The organism is Saliterribacillus persicus, from assembly GCF_003337485.1.
Classification (GTDB): domain Bacteria; phylum Bacillota; class Bacilli; order Bacillales; family Amphibacillaceae; genus Saliterribacillus; species Saliterribacillus persicus.
The window spans coordinates 19716-42964 of record NZ_QPJJ01000002.1 but is presented as its reverse complement, the minus strand read 5'-3'; the positions used below and the strand labels follow the sequence as shown (position 1 = coordinate 42964).

Here is a 23249-nt window from a genome sequence, read left to right as displayed (position 1 = left end):
AGGATGTATCAGCATGGTAAATAAGTACGTGATAGGTGTTGACTATGGAACTGAATCAGGAAGAGCTGTATTAGTATCATTAAAAGATGGCTCAGAAATAGCGGATCACGTCACTCCCTATTTTCATGGGGTTATTGAGAAAAAGCTCCCTAACTCTGAAGTGAATTTAGGGTATGATTGGGCATTAGAGCATGCAGCTGATTATATCGAAGTGTTAACAAATTCTATTCCGGCAGTAATGAAGGAATCTGGAGTAGACCCAGATGACGTAATTGGTTTAGGGATTGATTTCACAGCCTGTACCATGCTTCCTGTAGATGAGAACAGAGTGCCATTAATGTTTGACTCAAAGTGGAAGGATAACCCCCATAGCTGGGTTAAACTGTGGAAACACCACGCAGCACAACGTCATGCGAACCAAATGAATGAAGTGGCAGCAAAGAGAAATGAAGATTTTTTGCCCCGTTATGGAGGTAAAATTTCCTCAGAGTGGATGATTGCTAAAGTATGGGAAACACTTGAAGAAGCTCCCGAAATATACGACGCAGCAGATAAATTTGTCGAAGCTACTGATTGGGTGGTTTCGCAATTATCTGGCACCCTAGTTAGAAACAGCTGTACTGCTGGTTATAAATCGATGTGGCATAAACAAAAGGGTTATCCGAGCAAAGGTTACTTTAAAGCTTTAGATTCTAGACTAGAAGATGTAATGGAAACAAAGCTTCGTGGTGACGTCGTCGCTATCGGGACGAAAGCTGGGGAACTAACTGCTGAAATGGCGAATGCTATCGGATTAAGGGAAGGTGTTGCGATAGCTGTGGGGAACGTTGATGCGCATGTTTCCGTTCCAGCGGTCGGCGTGACTACACCTGGAAAAATGGTTATGACGATGGGTACATCTATTTGCCACCTAGTGCTAAGTGAAGAAGAAAAAGAAGTAGAAGGCATGTGTGGGGTTGTAGAAGACGGCATCCTTCCTGGGATGTATGGCTATGAGGCTGGTCAATCAGCAGTAGGTGATATTTTCGCTTGGTTTGTTGATCAGGCAGTCCCGGGATATGTGAAAGATAGCGCCAAACAAGAAGGAATAAATGTGCATCAATTTTTAGAAAGAGAAGCGTCTAAATATCGTCCGGGTGAAACTGGATTAATAGCGCTTGATTGGTGGAATGGAAATCGTTCCGTATTGGTTGATACAGAGCTTAGTGGACTAATCATAGGCACGACCTTACAAACGAAACCTGAAGAAATTTACAGAACCTTATTGGAAGCCACAGCTTTTGGAACAAGAAAAGTAATAGATGCTTTCGAGAATAATGGTGTAGCTGTTGAAGAATTGTATGTATGCGGAGGCTTGCCACAAAAAAATGCACTCTTGATGCAAATCTATGCAGATGTAACCAATCGCACGATAAAAATTGCAGCTTCTAAGCAAACACCGGCATTAGGTGCAGCTATGTTTGGTGCGGTAGCAGCGGGAACAAAAGCTGGTGGTTTTGACACCATCACAGATGCTGCGAAGGCAATGGCTCGCGTGAAAAAAGAAGTAATTAAACCAAATCCAGAGAATGTAGCTATATATGAAAAGCTTTATCAAGAATATGCTAAGCTGCATGATTACTTTGGACGCGGTGAAAATAATGTAATGAAACGCCTTAAAGCAATTCGTTTAGAAGGATAATAAAAGGAGGAAATTAATATGTTAAAAGTACAGCCTTATAAATTTTGGTTTGTAACAGGGAGCCAACACCTATATGGACCAGAAACGATAGAAGAAGTTGCAGATAATTCACGAAATGTAGTGGAGGGGTTAAATAAAGAAGGAAATCTTGCGTATGAAATTGAATTTAAAGATGTTCTTACTACCTCTAAGGATATCCATAGCCTAGTTTTAAAGGCAAATGCGGATGAAAATTGTGCAGGTCTAATTACATGGATGCACACATTTTCTCCATCAAAAATGTGGATTTTAGGATTGAAATCATTACAGAAACCATTGCTACACCTTCATACACAGCATAATCGTGATATCCCATGGGATTCAATTGACATGGACTTCATGAACACTAACCAAGCCGCTCATGGTGACCGAGAATATGGTTTTATTGGAACGCGTATGAATATTTCTCGTAAAGTAGTAGTAGGTCATTGGCAAGATAAAAATGTGAGTAAAAAGGTTTCCGATTGGATGAAGACTGCTGTAGCAGTATCAGAAAGTGCAAACATTCGCGTAGCGCGTTTCGGAGATAACATGCGTAACGTTGCAGTTACAGATGGAGATAAAGTAGAAGCTCAAATTAAATTTGGATGGACAGTGGATTACTATGGTATTGGTGACTTAGTAGAAGAAATGAATAAAGTAACCGACCAGGAACTAGATGCTTTGTTTGCGGAATACGAAGAGTTGTATGAAATTCCTGAAGAAGCAAAACAACCAGGTGCAGTGCGTGATTCTATTATAGAACAAGGGCGCATTGAATTAGGATTAAAATCCTTCCTTGCTAAAGGTAATTACACTGCATTTACTACTAACTTTGAAGATTTACATGGTATGAAGCAGCTTCCAGGTCTTGCTGCACAGCGTCTAATGGCTGAAGGGTATGGCTTTGCAGGCGAAGGTGATTGGAGAACGGCGGCATTACTTCGTTTTATGAAGATAATTTCAGATAACAAAGGTACTTCATTTATGGAGGATTACACGTATCACCTAGAGCCAGGTAATGAAATGGTATTAGGTTCTCACATGCTTGAAATCTGTCCTACAGTTTCAGCTACAAAACCTAAGATTGTTGTGAATCCTTTAGGTATTGGTGGTAAAGAAGATCCAGCACGTCTTGTATTTGACGGACGCGGAGGAGATGCTCTAAACGCTTCATTAGTAGAAATGGGTGGACGTTATCGTCTTGTTATTAACGAAGTAAAAGCAGAACAGCCTAAAATTGATACACCTAATTTACCAGTAGCAAAAGTGCTTTGGAGACCTGAGCCATCTTTAAGCGAAGGAACAGAGGCTTGGATTTATGCAGGTGGAGCACACCATACTGTGTTCTCATTTGATGTAACTACAGAACAATTATATGATTTTGCAGATATGGCTAAGATTGAGTGTGTTGTCATTGATGAAGACACCAAAATACGTCAATTTAGAAATGAATTAAAATGGAATGAAGCTACTTACAGATAAGCTTAAAAACATAGTAATGCAGAGATTTACTTTTTGTAAATCTCTGCATTATTTATACACATCCTAATAGTATAAAATTCTACTAAGATATACATCAACAAAATATGCTTATATAATAAGTTTGATTTACCCTTCCATTAAATTCTTCTATAGCATGTATACAACATTTTTCTACTTATTACGCAAGATTGCTTGACACTCTATGTTATTGCTTTATGCTTATAATAGGCAAATTACGTTATAAATAAGGATGATGCACATCCTTCTACTAAGTGACGGTTCTGAGGTGTAAGAAAATGCAAACAAAATATAGTATTGTAAAACAAGCTATTAAATCACAAATATTAAACGGTACTTTCCAACCGCATGAAAAAATAAGTTCTGAAAGTGAATTAATGAAAGAATTTGGTGTGAGCAGACATACGGTACGGTTGGCAATTGGTGACTTGGTAAATCAAGGATGGCTGTATCGTGAACAGGGTGCAGGGACTTTTTGTGCGGATAGGTCTAAAGATGAGGAAAATGCTAAACCTGGAAATCATAAAAATATAGCGATTATAACGACGCATATTTCTGACTATATCTTTCCATCTATTATTCGAGGAGCAGAATCCCATTTAAGTCAGCAAGGTTATCAAGTGAGTTTATTTAGTACAAATAATGATCATGAAAATGAGCGTAAATTTTTAGAGAAAATTCTTACGCAGCATTTTGATGGTGTTATTATCGAGCCAACTAGAAGTGCTTTATCTAATCCAAATATTAATTATTACTTAAATTTAGAAAGACAGAATATACCTTATATCATGATTAACGCTTATTACGATGAGCTAGAGCCAATAAGTATTACGATTGATGATGAAAAAGGTGGATTGCTGCAAACGGAGCACCTTATTGAACTAGGCCATCGACATATTGCTGGTTTTTTTAAAAATGATGATATCCAAGGCACGAAGCGAATGAAAGGGTATTTGAAGGCGCACAGAATGAATGGTGTAGATATTCAACCTAATAACATAGTGACCTATAGTAGTCAGGAAAAAGCAACGAAACCAATAGAAATGCTGCGCAAGTTTTTAGCAGAGTCAAGTGGCAATAAACCAACAGCTATTGTTTGCTACAATGATGAATTAGCTATAAAGCTACTAGACGTTATTAGAGAATTCCAATTAAAAATTCCTGAAGATATTTCCATAGTCGGCTTTGATAATTCGTTTATGGCAGAATTAACGGAAATAAAGCTTACAACTGTCGATCATCCTAAAAGTAAAATGGGTGAAGTTGCAGCGAAAGTGATCTTAGACATGGTAAAATCTTCGAAGGGTATACAACGAAAAGATCAAAAGACACAAGAATCTATCCAATTTGAGCCAAAATTAGTTAACAGAAGCTCAACTGGTGCGAATAAGAAATAAAATGCAAGGCTATTCGTTAATGAGTAGCCTTTTTGTTTTACTTAATTAAATAAAAGCTAGACTAAAAAAGATGCTTTAAAGCCATTGAATATAATGTCTAAACTTAAAGAACTACCAATGAATTATTATAACTATGTAAAGTATATCTGAACAACCTATTGTAAAAACACTTGATTTTGATATAATATTAGTACGTACAAATAATTTAAAGCTACATGAACTCATCGTTGAAAACGCTATCATTTGTTGTATCTAAGGTTATTGATTAGGAAATACAAGTTTATATAATCATTTATAGCACCATTTCTTTAATTTTCTTAATTTGTTTAACAAACTATGATTAGAAGTGCTATTTATGCTTCATAAAGGGGGGGATTTGTGTTGGAAGCTAAATATAAAAAAATAAAACATGCGATAAAATCTAAAATTTTAGAAGGGTTAATTAATCCGCATGAAAAAATAAGTTCCGAAAGTGAATTAATGAAAAAGTTTAGCGTGAGTCGGCACACAGTAAGACTAGCAATTGGGGAGCTAGTTAATGAAGGATGGTTATATAGAGAGCAAGGAGCAGGAACATTTTGTGCTGATAGAGCCAATATAGAAAGCAATAAAAGAACAAACAAGACTCAAAAAAATATTGCGATTGTTACAACTTTTATTTCAGAATATATATTTCCTTCTATCATTCGGGGAGCGGAATCCTACTTAAGCGAAAATGGTTACCACGTGAGTATATTTAATACACATAACGAATATGAAAAAGAGCGTCAAATATTAACCACGCTACTAACTGGAAACTATGATGGTGTAATCATTGAACCAACCAATAGCGCCTCTGCTAATCCGAATCTCAATTATTATCTGCAGTTAGAGAATATGAATAAGCCATTTGTCATGATAAACGCCGTGTATGATGAATTAGAGCCTATTAGTTTTATGCTAGATGACGTGCAAGGGGGCTTCTTGCAGACGGAGCATTTAATTCAACTAGGTCACCAAAATATTGTTTGTATGCATAAAACAGATGATTCACAAGGTCAAAAAAGATTAAAGGGTTACATTAAAGCACATCGTAAATATAATGTACCAATTGATCCTAAAAATATCGTTACCTACAATACTTTGGATGAAATGACAAAGCCAGTAGAAGAATTAGAAAAAATATTATCACGTAAAATAAATTGTCCAACAGGATTGGTTGGATATAATGATCAATTGATATTGAATGTAATGCAAATCATTCGTGATAAAGATTTAAGTGTCCCTAAGGATATATCAGTTGTGGGTTATGATGACTCTCCACTTGCTGAACTTTCAGAGGTTAAATTCACATCTGTTAAGCATCCAAAGAGTCAATTAGGGTTAGATGCCGCTAAAGCAATTGTTAAAATGGTGGAAAATCAACAACCCGGTAAAATAATCGATATTAAGTCCATAACGTATGTACCAGAGCTAAATATAAGACAATCAACTTCTAATTTTAAATCAGGATTAATAATCTCATAAAAACACAGTAGCTATAATAGCTACTGTGTTTTTATGTTTAGGAAATTATAAATAAAGTAAGTATTATTAGAAATGTTAACTCAAAGCACTAAAATATAGGCAATTTCAAAAAAACATCCTAAGACAAGTAGTCGCATAACTCCTCTATCTCTGTAGTTTCGTTTATCACCTATATTTTAAGCTTTTGTTCCGCCGATATAATCTTCTGGGAATGAATATTTCTTCTCTTATCTGCTTCAAAAAAACTGGGGCGTGCATCTGATTTCTTTTCTAAGTAAAAAATCCAAAAAATATTATAAATCCAAAAATAAGATATGAAATCTAAATAAAATTGAATTCACATGAGTAATTTAAGGTGGCATACTATAAATAAGTTCTAAGCAAGATTTAAATTATTTGTACGTGCAAGGATCAAGTTTAAGTAGAGAAAGCCTTAATTTTAGCAACGATGTGTAAGCGTTATCAAAATTGAAAAGGAGGCGGAGTTGAATCTTTCAGTGTTGAAAAGCGTTGTGGAAGTATTTTATTAAAATGCAATGGGGGTATTTAGATGAAAAAGTATGTATCTTTATTTTTATTAATAACTTTTTTAGTGGTTGGATTAGTAGCTTGTAGCAATGATGATGAAACTTCTTCAGAAGGAAATGAAGAAACAGAAGATGGAAAAGTTGTGCTCACTGGTTTGATTACAAAGCACCCACTTACAAAGGATTTAGAGGATATGGAATGGCTACAGGAAATTGAGGATAAAGCTGGTGTAGAAATTAAATGGGAAGAAGTGACCGCTGACTGGGATCAGAAAAAAGGTGCGATGCTAGCAGGTGGAGATATCCCTGATATTATCGTTGGCCCGAATGCCATCACTGATGCGGATTTTGCAAAATTTACTGGGTTATTTGAGGATTTGGCTCCATTAATCGAAGAACATGGTCCGAATGTACAAGCAATGTTTGATCAACAGCCAAAAACAAAAGCTTTAGCAACACAAGATGATGGTCAAATTTTCGGATTACCAAAATATCAACGTTTCTGGCCAGAAACTGCTACCATGCAGTTTATCAACCAAGAATGGTTGGATAATTTAGGGCTTGAAACACCAACTAATTGGGATGAATTATTTGATGTGTTAATGGCATTTAAAGAAGAAGATGCTAATGGTAATGGCGATGCGAATGACGAAATACCGATGGACTTTGCTCCAATTGGTACAGGTGGATTTGGGTTCTTCCATCCAACAGTTTTACTCGGTAGTACAGGGATGACAATTTCTGGCGGTGGTGGCCAAGGCTACTTCCTAGAAGATGGTGAAGTGAAAAACTTCTTTGTCGATGAGCGCTATAAAGAAATGGTAGTATTTATGAATCGCTTATATTCTAATGGTTTAATAAACGAAGAAGCATTTACGCAGGATTATACAAAATATCAATCTGTAGCGCGTGGTGAAGGTGAAAATGCTAAAGTCGGTTATACCTATGGTTGGGAAAGAACAGACCGATTCGGTTTAAATGTTGCGGATCAGTATGTTTCATTTGATCCAATGGCAAAGTCAGCTGATTATAGCGGAGATATTTCTTGGTCTTACGATTACGACAACCTAAACTTCGGTCTTAACTTAATTCAAATGTCTTCTCAAACAGAAAACAAAGAAGCAGCAATGAAATTTATCAATGAATTATATGATCCAGAAGTAAGTCTTCAAGTTTTGTTTGGTTCTATTGGGCCAAATATTGAAAAAGCGGATGATGGTTCCTACACTATTCTTCCTCCACAAGACGAAGAGATGGATCCAGGAACGTGGAAATGGACTTCTTCATGGGCGGATAATGGTCCAATGTTCATCTCGGATGAGTTAGAGGTGGAATTAGGCGAAGACATGAAAGCAGTTGGAGAGCAACAACAGCCATTCATTGATGCATTTGAAGGTTTAGATAAAGAAAATGATGTATTCCCTGGAATGTTTATCAAGTACTCTGATGCTGATAACAATCAAATGAGTTTGACGAATACAGACATGATGAACCTTACCTTATCTAAATTTGCTGAATGGATTACATCAGGCGGAATTGAAGACGAGTGGGATAGCTATGTGCAAGAAGTAGAAGCAATTGGTCTTCAAAATAATTTGGATATTATGCAAGGCTACTATGATGATTATAAAAGTAGTATGGAATAAAACGTGAGTATATAAAAAATAAGAGAGGTGTTAACGATGTTCGTTAATGCCTCTCTTATAATAAAGGAGAATGATTTATGGCCTTTATTTCTGGGGCGAAATCTGCTCAAGATACCAAACAATTAAAAAAACCTACCGTTGTGAGTACATTTAAAAGAGATTATCAGCTCTGGCTGATGATCTTACCAGCAATTATAACGGTTATTATATTTAATTATATCCCAATGTACGGGGTACAACTAGCTTTTAGAGAGTATGACTTTACTGCTGGTTTAACTGGTGGAGATTTTGTCGGTTTAAAATACTTCGAACAATTTATTAATAGTCATATGTTCTGGGACTTGATTCGAAATACATTACTAATCAGTATAACGACCATCGTGGTTGGTTTCCCCGCACCTATTATACTAGCATTGTTAATAAACCAAATAAGATGGAAACGCGGGAAAAAGATTTTACAAACTACCGTTTACTTACCACATTTTATTTCTATCGTAGTGTTAGTTGGTTTGTTAAATGTTTTATTATCACCAAACACCGGGTTGTTAGGATTATTGATAGAAAGAATGGGCTTTGAAGGGACTAATTTATTAGCTTCCATAAAGGCATTTGTTCCTGTTTATGTTATTTCAGATATTTGGCAGCACGTTGGGTGGAATAGTATTATCTACTTGGCAGCACTAGCAAGCGTAGATCCACAACTTTATGATGCAGCAAAAATTGATGGAGCAAATAGATGGCAAATTATTAGAAACGTAGAAATCCCAGCGATCATTCCTACTATTATCATTCTGTTAATCCTTAATATGGGGACAGTGATTAGTACTGGTTTTGAGAAGATATTCCTGATGCAAAATTCGCTTAACTTACCTATATCAGAAGTAATAGAAACGTATGTTTATAAGGTAGGTATTATCTCCAATCAGTTTAGCTATGCTGCTGCAATTGGATTATTTAATACCTTAATTAATTTCAGTTTACTTCTTATTATGAATACGATAGCGAAGCGTGTATCTAGAATTAGTCTTTGGTAACCAACTAATAAACTGTAAAAAATATTAAGGGGGAAAGAAAAATGGCATCCGTTTCCATGGAGAGAATCAAAAACAAAAAGCCAGGGGACCTACTCTTTGATGTGGTCGTCTATAGTGTCTGTATTTTTATCTTTTTTGTAGTGGCGTATCCGCTATATTTTATCGTAATCGCTTCTGTTAGTGATCCAACATTTGTAGCTACAGGGAAAGTAATCTTTTTCCCTAAAGGCTTTAGCTTCTTTGGTTATGAGCAAATCTTTCAGGATTCGCGTGTTTGGATAGGTTATAGAAATACGTTATTCTATGCCATATTCGGTACATTTATTAATCTATTATTCACACTTCCTGCAGCATATGTTTTATCGAGACAAGAGTTTCGTGCAAGAAGATTTCTCATGTTTTTCTTTGTATTTACGATGTTTTTTAATGGTGGGTTAATTCCAACTTACTTGTTAATGAAAGATCTTAGCTTAATCGATACGCCGTGGGTATTTATCTTTAATCCATTAACGGTAAATGTATTTAATTTAATTATTGCTAGAACTTTCTTTGAAAGTAATATTCCGAATGAAATGTATGAAGCTGCTACGATAGATGGTTGTACGCATTTTTCATTCTTTCAAAAAGTAGTATTGCCCTTATCAAAGGCGGTCATTTCTGTTATAGGGTTGTATTATTTGGTATGGCACTGGAATGATTTTTTCACAGGCCTAATCTATATTAGGAATTATGACCTCCAACCACTGCAAATTGTCCTAAGAGACATTTTGTTATCAAACCAAGTGTTTGCCGAAGGTGCAGGTAGCGGAGGTACTGGCGGTGGTTATGCGCAACGTTATGCTGATCAGGTGAAATACGGAATTATAATCGTTTCAACCTTGCCTATTTTAATGCTTTATCCATTTATTCAGAAGTATTTTGAAAAAGGGGTATTGATTGGTTCGGTGAAAGGATAAAATGATAGTACAGTATTTTTTCAAAAAAACAAAAATAAGATAGGTCTTTAGGGTGTGAAAGGAATAGGTAATATTTTCTACCTTAAGGATGATAAAAAAATACTCACCCATTTATTTCATTAAAAAATGGGTGAGTTTTCAGTATGTAGCGTTATGTTAATAAAAAAGAAGGAGCACTAGAAAATAAAGAACCACTGCACCTTCCATGTGAAAATTTAATTACTTATACTTTCCTCTTCTTTTTTAGCAAATGATGATAAAGCAATTTTCATTAATACATAGGCTATAATGCTGGAGCCAACTACCGGTATTAGTCCGGGTACCATGTAAAAACCTGTAAAGATACCTGCAATCAACAGGACAGAAACTATAGTATGTAAAGGTTTCCCTATTATTAAAACGGAAGAATATTTAATATATTCAAGAAATCTAAGTTGGAAATGGACGAATACTGGAAAAATATAAATAGCAATTAGAGCTAAGATTGCCAATAAGATATAGGTGACCACCATTAAAATAGAATTTAAAATGGACCCTTCTAATTGTCCAAGCACCCTGATGTTAAAGATTAAAAGGCCGCCAATGATAGTTAAAAAGTAACCGAGTAGATTAGCTTTTAGAAAATCAGTCTTAAAATAATGCCAAAAGGTTGAGAATAACTTTATATCTTTTTCTTCTATTAGATCTTTTCTTATCGTAGCAAATAAAGCGGCAGTGGCAGGAAATATTCCAAATAATCCTAAGCCAGCAATCATAAATAAAAACCAAAAAAGGTTAAGGATTATAACTTTAAATAACCACTCACCAATAACAATATATCCGGCAGTAAAGTTTCGCATAAAATTCCTCCATTGATGACTTTAACTTTCATGATATAAGCATACCTTAAACAGAGTTGTACGTAAATTTATATGAAGGAAAATGACGTAGCTTATAGAAGTATTTATTATGGAGAGAAAATATTAATAATATTGAAAAAACTAAGTGTCGATATAAGTAAAAGACTTAAAATAAGTTCAAGATAAAGAAAGGCCATATTTATTATTTTTATTTCATCATAGAAGGAGCTTGATACCTTGACAAAGGCGATTATTTTTCATAATCTTAACATACGTACAAATGATATTAAATCAGAACTTTCACATAAAATGTCCGTTCAAGTTAATTGGTGTAAATCACAAGTGAAAAACTAGAGATGTTGATGTAAGCGTTTAAAAATAGTGTTTTGCTATTCTAACAAAAGCAGGAGTAAGATCAATAAGAAATTGGAAGGCAGGTAATTTATTTGAAGCATCATACACATGCATTAACACCGCCGATGGGCTGGAATAGTTGGGATTGTTACGGTGCAACTGTAACAGAGGACGAAGTGAAAGGTAATGCTGATTACATGGCAAAAAACTTAAAAGAATATGGTTGGGAATACGTTGTCGTAGATATACAGTGGTCAGAAGCTGGTGCTGTATCAAGTGCATATCGTCCGTTTATCCCTTTAGAAATGGATGAATATTCGAGATTAATACCTGCCACAAACCGTTTTCCGTCTTCTAAGGATGGACAGGGTTTTAAACCGTTAGCTGACTACGTTCATAAGCTTGGGCTGAAATTTGGCATACATATTATGAGAGGTATTCCCAGGCAGGCAGTACATCAAAATACAGCTATTATGAATACTGAAACGACTGCAAGGGAAATTGCTAAACCAAACTCGATATGTCCATGGAATACAGATATGTATGGGTTAGATGAAAATAAAGAGGCTTCACAAAAGTATTATGATTCCCTATTCCAGTTATACGCTGAATGGGAAGTTGATTTTGTGAAAGTAGATGATATTGCAGACTCCAAGCTTTATGGTATTCATAAAGAAGAAATAAAAATGATTCGTAAAGCTATTGATAAATCTGGAAGGCCGATGGTATTAAGTTTATCTCCTGGTCCAGCGCCGCTTGAGCATGCTAGCTTATTAGAGGAAAATGCTAACATGTGGAGAATGACAGATGATTTTTGGGATATATGGCCTTTGCTTTATGATATGTTTGAGCGTTGTTATAAATGGAGTAAAAATGTTGGTCCAGGGCATTGGCCGGATGCAGACATGCTTCCATTAGGCCATATTGGAATAAGATCCGTTGACGGCGGGGCAAGTGACCGTTATACGAGATTTACAAAGGATGAACAGCTTTCCATGATGACATTGTGGTCTGTGTTTCGCTCCCCGTTAATGTTTGGTGGAGAGTTGCGAGACAATGATGAATGGACATTGTCCTTATTAACAAATGAAGAAGTACTTGAAATCCATCAAAATGGATTTGGAGCGAGACAGGTTTATAGAGAAAATGATCGAGTTGTTTGGTCCGCTTTAGGAGATGACTCAACGATATATGTTGCGTTATTCAATCTATCTGACCACGCTCAAAAAGTTACGGCTTCATTTGAGCAGCTTTGTTTTGAAGTAGAACAAGAAGTTGAAATTAGGGATTTATGGAAAAAAGAAGATTTAAAACCAATAGTGGATGAAGTTAGTGCGGTTTTAGAGCCGCATGCTTGTAAATTATTTAAACTAACAAGTGAAAAAATTGTCCACTGTCAAAATGTTGCACAATTAAATTTATAATAAATTAGAAGAGGTGGAAAAATGAGTAATAAAATTGTAGTAAACGCAGATGTAGGTCAAGGTACAATAAACAAGAATATTTATGGTCATTTTGCAGAGCATTTAGGTCGTTGTATTTATGAAGGATTTTGGGTTGGAGAAGACTCTTCCATTCCCAATACGAATGGAATTAGAAATGATGTAGTGGATGCACTTAAAAAATTAAATATTCCAGTACTACGTTGGCCAGGCGGTTGTTTTGCTGATGAATATCACTGGAAAGATGGTATTGGTCCAAAAGAAAACCGCAAGCGTATGGTAAATACGCATTGGGGTGGTGTTATTGAAAACAATCACTTTGGTACGCATGAATTTTTAATGCTGTGTGACATGTTAGATACAGAGCCGTATATAAATGGTAACGTTGGTAGCGGAACTGTTCAGGAAATGTCTGAGTGGGTTGAATATATGACATTTAACGGGGAATCTCCAATGGCTAATTTACGTAAAGAAAATGGCCAGGAAGAACCTTGGGCAGTAAAATATTTTGGTGTAGGTAATGAAAATTGGGGCTGTGGTGGAAATATGCGTCCTCAATATTACGCAGATTTGTACCGTCGTTTTCAAACATACGTGAGAAATTATGGAGACAACAAGATTTATCGTATCGCAGGTGGACCGAATGTGGATGATTATAATTGGACTGAGGTCTTAATGCGCGAAGCAGCAGAATATATGGATGGACTAAGTGTTCACTATTATGTGCATGCAGGTCCAAATGGTGGAGGTTTCTGGGATAAAGGCTCAGCACTAGATTTTTCTGAAAATGAATGGGATATGGCAATGCAGAAAACATATCACACTGAGGAACTAATTGAAAAGCACAGTACGATTATGGATAAATATGATCCAGAGAAAAGAATTGGAATGATATTTGATGAGTGGGGTGCATGGCATGACGTGGAACCAGGCACAAATCCAGGATTTTTATATCAACAAAACTCTGTTCGTGATGCATTAATCGCTGGTGTATCTTTAAATATTTTCAATAATCATAATGACCGTGTGCAAATGGCTAACATTGCTCAAACAATTAATGTAATCCAATCCATGATTTTAACAGACAAAGAAAAAATGATTCTTACGCCAACATATCATGTATTTGAAATGTATAAAGTCCACCAAGATGCAGAAAGAATTCATTTAGACATTCAATCAGAAACTTTGAAATTTGATGGTAAAGAATTCCCACAAGTAAGTGGTTCTGCTTCAAAAGCTAATGATGGCACCGTTAATATTAGCCTATGTAATGTAGACAAAGACAACTCTGCTAAGTTTACGATGGATTTAAGAGGTATGGATGTATCAGACATTTCAGGTCGTATTTTAACCGATTCTAAAATGAATGCACATAATACCTTTGAACAACCAGATAATGTTGCACCAACTAATTTCACTGGATTTACCGTAAAAGAAAATGAACTTGAATTAGAATTACCAGCAAAATCTGTAGTTGTATTAGCAGTAAAGTAAGTTAGTAGTTTAAATCAGAGTCGATAGGGGAGGTCCTGTCGACTCTTTTTTCCTTAAATGTACAAACTAGGAGGTAAATATGAATTTTAATGAAGAAATTCAATTGTTGATGAAGGAATGGGAAATGGAGAATATTGTTTTACCTGAAATATTTGTAGAAAAAAATATAATGGAACAAATTCCTGCTTATCTAACAAAAAATGATTTTAAAAATGTCGTGTTAGCAGTAGATGACAACACTTGGCAAGCTACAGGCGATAGATTAGCAACTCTTTTAACTGACGGCGGTATAGAAGTAAAAGTTGTACGGTTACATGAAACAGAGCATCAACAAGTTATTGCTGATGAAAAAACTCTGGTGCAACTACTTATCGAAACAGAGCAAAATACTGATTTAATCATTGCGGTAGGATCAGGGACAATTCATGATATCGTCCGGTTTGCTGGTTTTAAAATGAACATTCCATTTCTATCAGTTCCAACAGCAGCTTCTGTGGATGGTTTTACCTCAAAAGGCGCACCTCTCATTTTAAAAGGCGTAAAACAAACAATTCAAACGGCATCACCTATTGCTGTTTTTGCGGACTTAAAAGTATTAACAGAGGCACCGCCAGAACTTACTGCAGCTGGGTTTGGGGATATTCTGGGAAAATACACTTCCTTACTTGATTGGAAAATTTCTGATTGGGTAGCGGAGGAGCCATATAATGAAAGAGCTGCGAGTCTTACAAAACAATCGCTTGAACAATGTATGGAAAATGTTGATAAAATAGCACGCCACGATGAAGCGGGTGTGGAGGTATTAATTCGTGCTTTAATTGAATCCGGTATTGTGATGTTAGTGTTAGACTTTTCAAGACCAGCTTCAGGTGGAGAGCATCATTTATCTCACTACTGGGAAATGGATATGCTTGATAAAAATCTTAAACAACATCTCCACGGAGCAAAGGTTGGCGTAACTACTACTATCATCATCGATGTGTACAAGCAATTTGCTAATCAATGGCAATTAAATGAGTTGGATCCGAAATACAAACAAAACATAGAAAAACATTGGAGTAAAATTGTAGAAGAGATCAATAATCTCCCTAGCCCAGAAATTTTACAAGAGACATTAAGAAAGCTGGGGGGCCCTGATACCCCACAAGCTTTACGTATAACTAAAGAGCTCGTTCAAGAAAGTTTGAATAATGCACAGCACCTAAGAGATAGGTGCACAGGTTTATTGCTTATTAATCTTCATAAAAAAGATGATATTCCATATCCAATAGGAGAACTTTCTTTAAAATAAATAATAGCTTCCCTTCTTAGAATAGAAGGAGAAGCTATATTTTTTGAATTAGTTCGTTAAAACGGGCTGTTATTAAGCAATAAGGTTAATCAAATAAGTAATCATTTATAGCTATTATCATAATAATTTATTAAAGTTAATAAAAAAGATTGAAAAAAGTTATGCAGTTATATATAATATAAGAAACCGTTACTTATACGTACGATTTAATTTATTTTAAAAAACTCGTATAAGGGAGTGTTCATAATTTGGAAACGACAGCTTAGAAAAATAGTCGAGCGTTGTATGTTTGTAAGCGCATACAAGAAAGGTAGTTTTATGTTACTATACAATTGCTTGGCTTGCAACAAAAAACTTGATTAACTCATTGTTATTTGGAGAAGCTAATGCGTGTCGTTGTTACAACAAAAAAAGGAGTGGAAATTTTGGCTGACCAATTAAAAGCAAAAGTTATCGTTGACAAGGATTATCAAATCGCTAAGGTAGATGAAAGAATTTACGGTTCATTTATCGAGCATTTAGGTCGTGCTGTATATGGAGGTATATACGAGCCAGAGCATCCAGAAGCAGATGAAAATGGTTTTCGTAAAGATGTAATTGAATTAGTAAAAGAATTGCAAGTACCAATCGTTCGTTATCCGGGTGGTAACATGGTTTCTGCTTATAACTGGGAAGATGGGGTAGGACCAAAAGAAGATCGTCCGCGTCGATTAGAACTGGCATGGCGTACCATTGAAACAAACCAAGTAGGTACAAACGAATTTGCAGATTGGGCTAAAAAAGCAAATACAGAAGTTATGATGGCAGTGAACCTAGGTACAAGAGGAATAGACGCTGCAAGAAACTTATTAGAGTATACCAATCACCCTGGTGGAACTTATTGGAGTGATTTACGTAAATCCCATGGTTATGAACAACCACATAACATTAAAACATGGTGTTTAGGAAACGAAATGGATGGACCATGGCAAGTTGGGCATAAAACTGCTCACGAATATGGTCGTCTCGCACAAGAGACTGCAAAGGCAATGCGTCTAGTAGATCCAAGTATTGAATTAGTAGTTTGTGGAAGCTCAAATACTGGTATGCCAACATTTCCAGAATATGAAGCAACTTCTCTAGATCATGCTTACGAAGAAGTAGATTACATTTCCTTGCACCAGTATTATGGAAATAGAACAAACGATACAGCGAACTATTTAGCAAAAAATCTAGATATGGATCACTTTATCAAAACAGTTACTTCTACTTGTGATTATATTAAAGCTAAAAAACGCAGTAAAAAGACAATAAACTTAAGCTTCGATGAGTGGAATGTTTGGTATCATTCTAACCAACAAGATAAAGAGATTGAACCTTGGACAGTAGCACCTCCGCAATTAGAAGATCAGTATAATTTTGAAGATGCACTTTTAGTAGGTAGTATGCTCATCACATTCTTACAACATGCGGATCGTGTGAAAATGGCTTGTATGGCACAGCTTGTTAACGTTATTGCGCCAATCATGACTGAGAACAACGGTCGTTCTTGGAAACAAACTATTTTCTATCCATATATGCATACTTCTGTATTTGGTCGAGGAATAGCATTGAAACCAATCGTACATGCACCTAAATATGATAGTAAAGATTTCACAGATGTACCTTATATCGACAGTGCAGCTGTATATAACGAAGAAACAGAAGAAGTAACGATATTTATGGTTAACAAACATTTAACAGACTCTATTTCTTTATCAGTAGATTTAAGAAGTTTTGAAGGTTATGAATTAGATCAGCATATCGTTTTAGAAAATGATGATTTAAAAGCAGTTAATACTGCAGATAATCAAAAAGTAAAACCACATACAAATGGCAATGCAAAAATGGATAACGGAATGTTAGAAGCAAATGTTTCTAAAACATCATGGAATGTTATCCGTTTGAAAAAGAAATAAATTTTCACTTAGAAAGAGGATTTAACCACTGAAGGAGGGGTTGTAAATGGCAACTGCACAAGAAACGGCTAGTTCACCAAAAGGGCCGAATAAATTCATGAGGTTTCTAAACTCGAAAAAAGTTGTACCTTATGTTTTTGTATCACCGTTTATTATTTCATTTTTAGTTTTAACGTTTTATCCAGCGGTACGAGGTATTATTATGAGTTTTCAAAGCGTACTACCTGGTCAGGTTAATTTTATTGGTATGGAAAACTATGAACGTGTATTTAACCCAACATTTTATAAAGCGCTCACCAATACGACAATTTATGTGGTGCTGACCGTAACGATATTAACGATATTACCGATCATTTTAGCGGTAATATTGGATTCGAGATTTATTAAATTAAAAACTTTGTTCCGTGCATCTTTATTTATGCCGGCTTTAGCTTCTACAATCGTAGCTGGTATGATATTCCGATTGATGTTTGGGGAAACAGATTCAGCAGCAGCTAACCAAATTTTAAACTGGTTAGGGATGCAATCAGTCGATTGGCGGTATCAAGCCTGGTCTGGGATGTTCTTGATGGTTATGCTTTGTGTGTGGCGTTGGTTAGGGGTTAATATACTTTACTTCCTAGCAGCACTTCAAAACGTACCAACAGAATTATATGAAGCATCTGAAATAGATGGAGCATCGATTTTCCAAAAGTTCTGGTATGTTACTTTACCATTCTTAAAGCCAGTAACGATTTTCGTTGTAACTATCTCTATCATCAATGGTTTTCGAATGTTTGAGGAAAGCTTCGTATTCTGGGAAGCAGGTTCCCCAGGTAACATTGGTTTAACAGTTGTAGGTTATATCTATCAACAAGGTATTCAACAAAATGACATGGGCTTTGGTGCTGCAATAGGCGTAATCCTAATGTTAATTATATTTGTAGTTAGTTTTATTCAATTAATTCTAACAGGTGCATTTAAGCGAGGTGACGAATAATGAAAAAGAGAAATAAAAATAGCCCTTCTTTAAAATGGTTAGCAAATGTCTCGATGGCAATTATTTGTTTGATTGCGTTATTTCCAATCATTATTTTAATTATATCATCTTTCAGACCTTCTTCTGAATTGCTTAGAACTGGTATTAGTTTAACATTTGATACAAGTGTCATGAACATCTCTAACTATACGTATATTTTCACTCAAGCTAGTCAATATTGGCAGTGGTATATGAATAGTTTGGCAATCTCAGCTATTACAGTTGTACTGTCATTGTTCTTTTCTTCTATGGTCGGATATGCTTTAGCAGTGTATGACTTTAGAGGTAAAAACTTATTTTTCACATTCGTAGTATTTATTCTTATGGTACCATTTGAAATTTTAATGCTTCCATTATTTCAAATGATGATTAATTTCCAATTAGTAAACTCATATGCAGGGGTAATCTTGCCGATGGTTGTAGCACCAATAGCAGTTTTCTTCTTTAGACAATATGCAATTGGTTTACCTGTCCAGTTAATGGATGCAGCACGAATCGATGGTTCAACGGAATATGGTATCTTCTTTAAAATTATGTTACCGTTAATGACACCATCTCTTGGTGCGATGGCAATTTTACAAGGTTTAGGAAGCTGGAATAACTTCTTATGGCCATTAATCGTATTGCGTTCAAATGATATGTTTACTTTACCTATTGGTTTGGCTACATTATTAACACCTTATGGTAATAACTATGACGTATTAATTGCTGGTTCGATTATGACCATTATTCCAATTATTATTCTGTTTATCTTCTTCCAGCGTTATTTCGTAGCTGGTCTCACAGTCGGTGGGGTAAAAGGATAAAGGTAAATATACTGAGGTGGTAGCAAATGTTCGGACAACAATTAGTCGATTCTTTGGATCAATTTTTAAAATGGGTACTAAGAATTGCTTGGCTTAATTTTCTTTGGATTATATTTTCATTATTAGGGCTCTTTGTTGCAGGGGTTTTCCCTGCGACAGTTGCTGCTCTAAATGTCTCTAGAAAATGGAGATTGAAAGACACGGAGTTTTCTGTGTGGAAGGTGTTTAAATCAACTTATCGAAAAGAGTTTAAGACGGCTAATATTATAGGTTGGATTTTCACATTAATCGCAGGGGTACTTTATCTTAATTATCAAGTGACGATAGCCTTAGGTGATACATTACCAATTGTTGTTCCATTTGCTTTTTATTTTATCGTTTTTCTATATATGATTACAGTACTTTGGATATTCCCATTAATTACACATTATGAAACCAACATAAAGCAATATATCAAACATGCTTTCATTATTGGAATATCAAAGCTTCATTTTACATTCGGTATTGGTGTGGTTGTATTCTTAATGTTATATCTTTCTTTAGATTTACCAAGTATGTTTTTCTTTATTACATTTAGTCTGATCAGTGTTGGAACTATGCTAGTAGCATTTCCGGTGTTTAATAAAATAGATAAGCATGAAGAACAAGTTGTTGAAACAAAGTGATTTTGATTATTGTACGGACTAATTTATTAATTTGTTAAAACTTATTGAAAGTTATCAAAAATAATAGTAATTTTATAGAAAAGTTATTGACGTATTATTAATATGGTGGTAATCTATAACTAGTAACAAGCGCTAGATTAAATGAAGTTTATTTACTAAATTACTTGTACGTACTTTACGATTAATGTATTGGTTAACTGTAAATGATAGCTTCATTTAATTATTCGTACCGTTTGTAAGCGGTTACGATGTATGTACAAGTTGTGGCACTATTCATTGTTTCTAAAAATCCATAATAAAAGTCTTAATTATGTGCATACTTTTAGGGAGGTGAGGCATCCACAACGGAATGAAGGCTGGTTGCTGGCAATTAGTTTTAAAATGAAAAACAGGGGGTAAGACCAAGATGAAAAAAGGTTTATTAGCACTATTATTTGGTTTAATGGCAATGTTCCTCATCGCATGTGGTGGTGATGGTGACTCCGGTGAAGAGGCTACTGATAGCGCTTCAGCTGGTGACGATATTGAAAATGCAACAGAATTATCAATGTGGACTTTTGTGGAATTACACATGGAGTTCTTTATGGACGCTGCTGACAGGTGGAATGAAGAAAATCCAGATAACCCAATTAAATTGACTGCTGAAACATATCCATACGATCAAATGCATAATAACTTATTATTAGCACTACAATCAGGTACAGGTGCTCCGGATATTGCTGATATTGAAATTGGGCGTTTCCCGAACTTCTTAGAAGGGGAGCCACAGTTACTTCCAATGAATGAATATGTAGAACCTGAATTAGAAAACTTTGTAGAATCACGTTTCGAAATTTATTCTAAAGATGGTAACTATTACGGCATGCCAACACACGTGGGTGCATCTGTAATGTACTATAACACTGAGATTTTAGATGAAGCTGGTGTTGATCCTGATACAATTGTTACATGGGATGACTTTATTGAAGCAGGTAAGAAAGTGGTAGAAAACACTGATTCAATGATGTTTAACGTTCACACAGATGACTATTTACCAATATGGCAAATGATGACTCAACAAGAATCGGATTTCTTTAGTCCTGATGGAGAATTAACTGCTAATGCTCCTGAAAATGTAGAAACTTTACAAATGTTACATGATATGATGTTTGAGCATGGTATTGCTGAACTTTCACCAGGTGGGGCACCACATGCGGAAGAATTCTATCAATACATGAACGAAGGTGGAGCAGCAGCTGTTACAATGCCAGCATGGTATATGGGCCGCTTCACAGACTACATGACAGATCTTGAAGGTAAAGTAATTGTACGACCACTACCTGCATTTGAAGAAGGTGGAAATCGTTCAGCTGGTATGGGTGGTACTGGTACAGTTGTAACCAACCAAACTGAGGAAGAAGAACTTGCTAAAGAATTCTTAGCTTTTGCTAAACTTTCTAAAGATGCTAACATTAAACTATGGACAGTGCTTGGATTTGACCCTCCACGTCATGACGTTTGGGATGATCCAAAAGTACTTGAAGATAACAAGTTCTTCCAATTCTTTGGAGATGACATTTTCGATACACTAGATGATATTAAAGACGAGATTTATCCAGTAAACATTACTGAATATACTCCGGATGTTGCAACTGAAATGAATACGAATGTACTAAACAACGTATTCAGACAAGAAACTGCAACTCCACAAGAAGCTTTAGATCAAATGCAAGAGACTATTGAAGGTAATATGCAATAAATACCAGAAAGAGACTGCCATAAAATTAGGCAGTCTCTTTTTGTCTAGCTCATTTTAAATTATGCCTTGTACATAAAGTAAATAGTATTAGTAACCTTTAGAACGATTAGTCAATACTAGGTAATGATCTACACAATGGGTAATTCAATTGGTTAACTCACCGTATATTTAACTCAGTTGCTTAGGTCTAATCGAATAAGTTTTAAGCATTGTTTTCGATCGCATATATAGTCTAATCATGCTAAAATATAGAAGGAATTCATTACAGAAGGGTGAAGAAAATGAGAACACTTTATATAGATTGTTTTTCAGGAGTAAGTGGTGATATGACCATTGCGGCATTATTAGATTTAGGACTAAATATGAAGGATTTAGAAAAAGAACTCACCTTGTTAAAACTGGATGGAGAATATACTTTATCGGTTAAAAAACTTGTAAAGAATGGAATTACAGCTACTAAGTTTGATGTGAATTTATCAGCTGAATCTGATAAAAATAAAGACATACATACACATGACGGTCCTGATGACATTCATGTCCATAACGGACACCATCACCATCATCATGATCACCATGATCATTCACATACTCACCATCACGGGGATCATGAACATCACCATCGAACTTATCAAGATATAGTGAAGATGATAAAGACTAGCGAACTGTCAGATAAAGTAAAAGATAAGTCATTACAAATGTTTAAAGTAATTGGAGAGGCGGAAGCTAAGATCCATGGAATGACGCTTGAAGATGTACATTTTCATGAAGTAGGAGCAATAGACTCCATCATAGATATTGTTGGTGTAGCAATATTAGTGGAAAAGTTAAAGGTCGACAAAATTGTTGCTGCTAAAGTTCCGGTGGGGTCTGGACATATTCATATTGATCATGGAGTTTACCCAGTACCAGCACCTGCGACGCTTGAAGTGTTAAAAGGAGTTCCAATTAAAAATACAAATATTAAATCTGAACTTACTACACCAACTGGAGCAGCAATTATTAAAGTATTAGTAGATGAATTTAGTACTTTTCCAGAAATGAAAGTACAAGATATTGGCTACGGTGCAGGAACAAAAACTTTCCCTGAGCATCCGAATGTATTACGTCTGGTTCTTGGGGAACAATAATCAAACCATCCATGTATTAATGAAGATAAAAAAGCAATTCTATGAGGTGGTAGAGTATTTGATCAAACCACTTTAATAAGAATTGCTTTTTTTATAAAGATAAAATCTCTCAAGAGAAATACAGATCAAAAAAAGAATGATGCAAGCATAAGGACATAGACGCGTTCATATCATGGTGATTGAATACGTCTATGTTTTTATATGTCTGTAAGCTTGATCTATGAAAAAACTATAAAACAAGCTTTCAATCATACATTCTAGCGCCTTTTG

17 protein-coding genes are annotated in these 23249 nt (G+C 35.4%); 16 read left to right on the top strand and 1 reads right to left on the bottom strand.

What is annotated here, in order from left to right; genetic code table 11:
* The first annotated feature begins 13 nt into the window (after positions 1 to 13).
* The 7 genes from DFR57_RS02295 (at position 14) to DFR57_RS02265 (ending at position 10268) form a co-directional block, all read left to right on the top strand.
* On the top strand, positions 14 to 1681 hold the full coding sequence (locus DFR57_RS02295) for a ribulokinase (protein WP_114351539.1): 1668 nt from the start codon (positions 14 to 16) through the stop codon (positions 1679 to 1681).
* An 18-nt stretch (positions 1682 to 1699) separates the two neighbouring features.
* Entirely contained in the window at positions 1700 to 3184 is a 1485-nt protein-coding gene (gene araA, locus DFR57_RS02290) for an L-arabinose isomerase (RefSeq protein ID WP_114351538.1), read from the top strand.
* A gap of 296 nt (positions 3185 to 3480) precedes the next feature.
* The gene (locus DFR57_RS02285) at positions 3481 to 4599 is read left to right on the top strand and encodes a GntR family transcriptional regulator (protein WP_114351537.1); all 1119 of its coding nucleotides are present in this window, start codon (positions 3481 to 3483) and stop codon (positions 4597 to 4599) included.
* A gap of 381 nt (positions 4600 to 4980) precedes the next feature.
* Complete coding sequence (locus DFR57_RS02280; protein WP_114351536.1) at positions 4981 to 6105, top strand: GntR family transcriptional regulator; 1125 nt, start codon at positions 4981 to 4983, stop codon at positions 6103 to 6105.
* A 550-nt stretch (positions 6106 to 6655) separates the two neighbouring features.
* Positions 6656 to 8278, top strand: coding sequence for a type 2 periplasmic-binding domain-containing protein (locus DFR57_RS02275; RefSeq protein WP_114351535.1), 1623 nt, complete (start codon positions 6656 to 6658; stop codon positions 8276 to 8278).
* 176 nt (positions 8279 to 8454) lie between these two features.
* The gene (locus DFR57_RS02270) at positions 8455 to 9312 is read left to right on the top strand and encodes an ABC transporter permease (protein WP_245937378.1); all 858 of its coding nucleotides are present in this window, start codon (positions 8455 to 8457) and stop codon (positions 9310 to 9312) included.
* Positions 9313 to 9353: 41 nt separating this feature from the next.
* The gene (locus tag DFR57_RS02265; protein ID WP_114351533.1) at positions 9354 to 10268 is read left to right on the top strand and encodes a carbohydrate ABC transporter permease; all 915 of its coding nucleotides are present in this window, start codon (positions 9354 to 9356) and stop codon (positions 10266 to 10268) included.
* Between the two features lie 215 nt (positions 10269 to 10483).
* Here DFR57_RS02265 and DFR57_RS02260 read toward each other — a convergent pair whose 3' ends face one another.
* Positions 10484 to 11107: a YesL family protein gene (locus DFR57_RS02260; protein WP_114351532.1), complete on the bottom strand. Its 624-nt coding sequence runs from the start codon at positions 11105 to 11107 to the stop codon at positions 10484 to 10486.
* A 446-nt stretch (positions 11108 to 11553) separates the two neighbouring features.
* On the opposite strand from DFR57_RS02260, the gene DFR57_RS02255 reads away from it, so the two are divergent.
* From DFR57_RS02255 to larC, 9 genes are all read left to right on the top strand, one after another.
* On the top strand, positions 11554 to 12885 hold the full coding sequence (locus DFR57_RS02255) for a glycoside hydrolase family 27 protein (RefSeq protein ID WP_114351531.1): 1332 nt from the start codon (positions 11554 to 11556) through the stop codon (positions 12883 to 12885).
* A 21-nt stretch (positions 12886 to 12906) separates the two neighbouring features.
* Complete coding sequence (locus DFR57_RS02250; RefSeq protein ID WP_114351530.1) at positions 12907 to 14397, top strand: alpha-N-arabinofuranosidase; 1491 nt, start codon at positions 12907 to 12909, stop codon at positions 14395 to 14397.
* A gap of 79 nt (positions 14398 to 14476) precedes the next feature.
* Complete coding sequence (locus tag DFR57_RS02245) at positions 14477 to 15688, top strand: sn-glycerol-1-phosphate dehydrogenase (protein WP_114351529.1); 1212 nt, start codon at positions 14477 to 14479, stop codon at positions 15686 to 15688.
* A gap of 386 nt (positions 15689 to 16074) precedes the next feature.
* Positions 16075 to 17625 carry an arabinosylfuranosidase ArfA gene (gene arfA / locus DFR57_RS02240; RefSeq protein ID WP_114351528.1) on the top strand — a complete coding sequence of 517 codons (1551 nt, stop codon included), beginning with the start codon at positions 16075 to 16077 and terminating at the stop codon, positions 17623 to 17625.
* Positions 17626 to 17671: 46 nt separating this feature from the next.
* Positions 17672 to 18604, top strand: coding sequence for a carbohydrate ABC transporter permease (locus DFR57_RS02235; RefSeq protein ID WP_114351527.1), 933 nt, complete (start codon positions 17672 to 17674; stop codon positions 18602 to 18604).
* Positions 18604 to 19449, top strand: coding sequence for a carbohydrate ABC transporter permease (locus DFR57_RS02230; RefSeq protein ID WP_114351526.1), 846 nt, complete (start codon positions 18604 to 18606; stop codon positions 19447 to 19449). Before DFR57_RS02235 ends, DFR57_RS02230 begins: the two co-directional genes overlap by 1 nt.
* Positions 19450 to 19475: 26 nt before the next feature.
* Positions 19476 to 20114 (top strand): YesL family protein, encoded by a 639-nt coding sequence (locus DFR57_RS02225; protein WP_114351525.1) that lies wholly within the window; start codon positions 19476 to 19478, stop codon positions 20112 to 20114.
* Positions 20115 to 20520: 406 nt separating this feature from the next.
* Positions 20521 to 21852 carry an ABC transporter substrate-binding protein gene (locus DFR57_RS02220; protein WP_114351524.1) on the top strand — a complete coding sequence of 444 codons (1332 nt, stop codon included), beginning with the start codon at positions 20521 to 20523 and terminating at the stop codon, positions 21850 to 21852.
* Positions 21853 to 22133: 281 nt separating this feature from the next.
* Entirely contained in the window at positions 22134 to 22979 is an 846-nt protein-coding gene (gene larC / locus DFR57_RS02215) for a nickel pincer cofactor biosynthesis protein LarC (protein ID WP_114351523.1), read from the top strand.
* The last annotated feature ends 270 nt before the right edge of the window (positions 22980 to 23249 follow it).

Bases quoted from the DNA above. Each gene is read 5' to 3' on its own strand.
- DFR57_RS02295 (WP_114351539.1), top strand. From the start codon at position 14: ATGGTAAATAAGTACGTGATAGGTGTTGACTATGGAACTGAATCAGGA.
- araA (WP_114351538.1), top strand. From the start codon at position 1,700: ATGTTAAAAGTACAGCCTTATAAATTTTGGTTTGTAACAGGGAGCCAA.
- DFR57_RS02285 (WP_114351537.1), top strand. From the start codon at position 3,481: ATGCAAACAAAATATAGTATTGTAAAACAAGCTATTAAATCACAAATA.
- DFR57_RS02275 (WP_114351535.1), top strand. From the start codon at position 6,656: ATGAAAAAGTATGTATCTTTATTTTTATTAATAACTTTTTTAGTGGTT.
- DFR57_RS02270 (WP_245937378.1), top strand. From the start codon at position 8,455: ATGATCTTACCAGCAATTATAACGGTTATTATATTTAATTATATCCCA.
- DFR57_RS02265 (WP_114351533.1), top strand. From the start codon at position 9,354: ATGGCATCCGTTTCCATGGAGAGAATCAAAAACAAAAAGCCAGGGGAC.
- DFR57_RS02260 (WP_114351532.1), bottom strand. From the start codon at position 11,107: ATGCGAAACTTTACTGCCGGATATATTGTTATTGGTGAGTGGTTATTT.
- DFR57_RS02250 (WP_114351530.1), top strand. From the start codon at position 12,907: ATGAGTAATAAAATTGTAGTAAACGCAGATGTAGGTCAAGGTACAATA.
- DFR57_RS02245 (WP_114351529.1), top strand. From the start codon at position 14,477: ATGAATTTTAATGAAGAAATTCAATTGTTGATGAAGGAATGGGAAATG.
- arfA (WP_114351528.1), top strand. From the start codon at position 16,075: ATGCGTGTCGTTGTTACAACAAAAAAAGGAGTGGAAATTTTGGCTGAC.
- DFR57_RS02235 (WP_114351527.1), top strand. From the start codon at position 17,672: ATGGCAACTGCACAAGAAACGGCTAGTTCACCAAAAGGGCCGAATAAA.
- DFR57_RS02230 (WP_114351526.1), top strand. From the start codon at position 18,604: ATGAAAAAGAGAAATAAAAATAGCCCTTCTTTAAAATGGTTAGCAAAT.
- DFR57_RS02225 (WP_114351525.1), top strand. From the start codon at position 19,476: ATGTTCGGACAACAATTAGTCGATTCTTTGGATCAATTTTTAAAATGG.
- DFR57_RS02220 (WP_114351524.1), top strand. From the start codon at position 20,521: ATGAAAAAAGGTTTATTAGCACTATTATTTGGTTTAATGGCAATGTTC.
- larC (WP_114351523.1), top strand. From the start codon at position 22,134: ATGAGAACACTTTATATAGATTGTTTTTCAGGAGTAAGTGGTGATATG.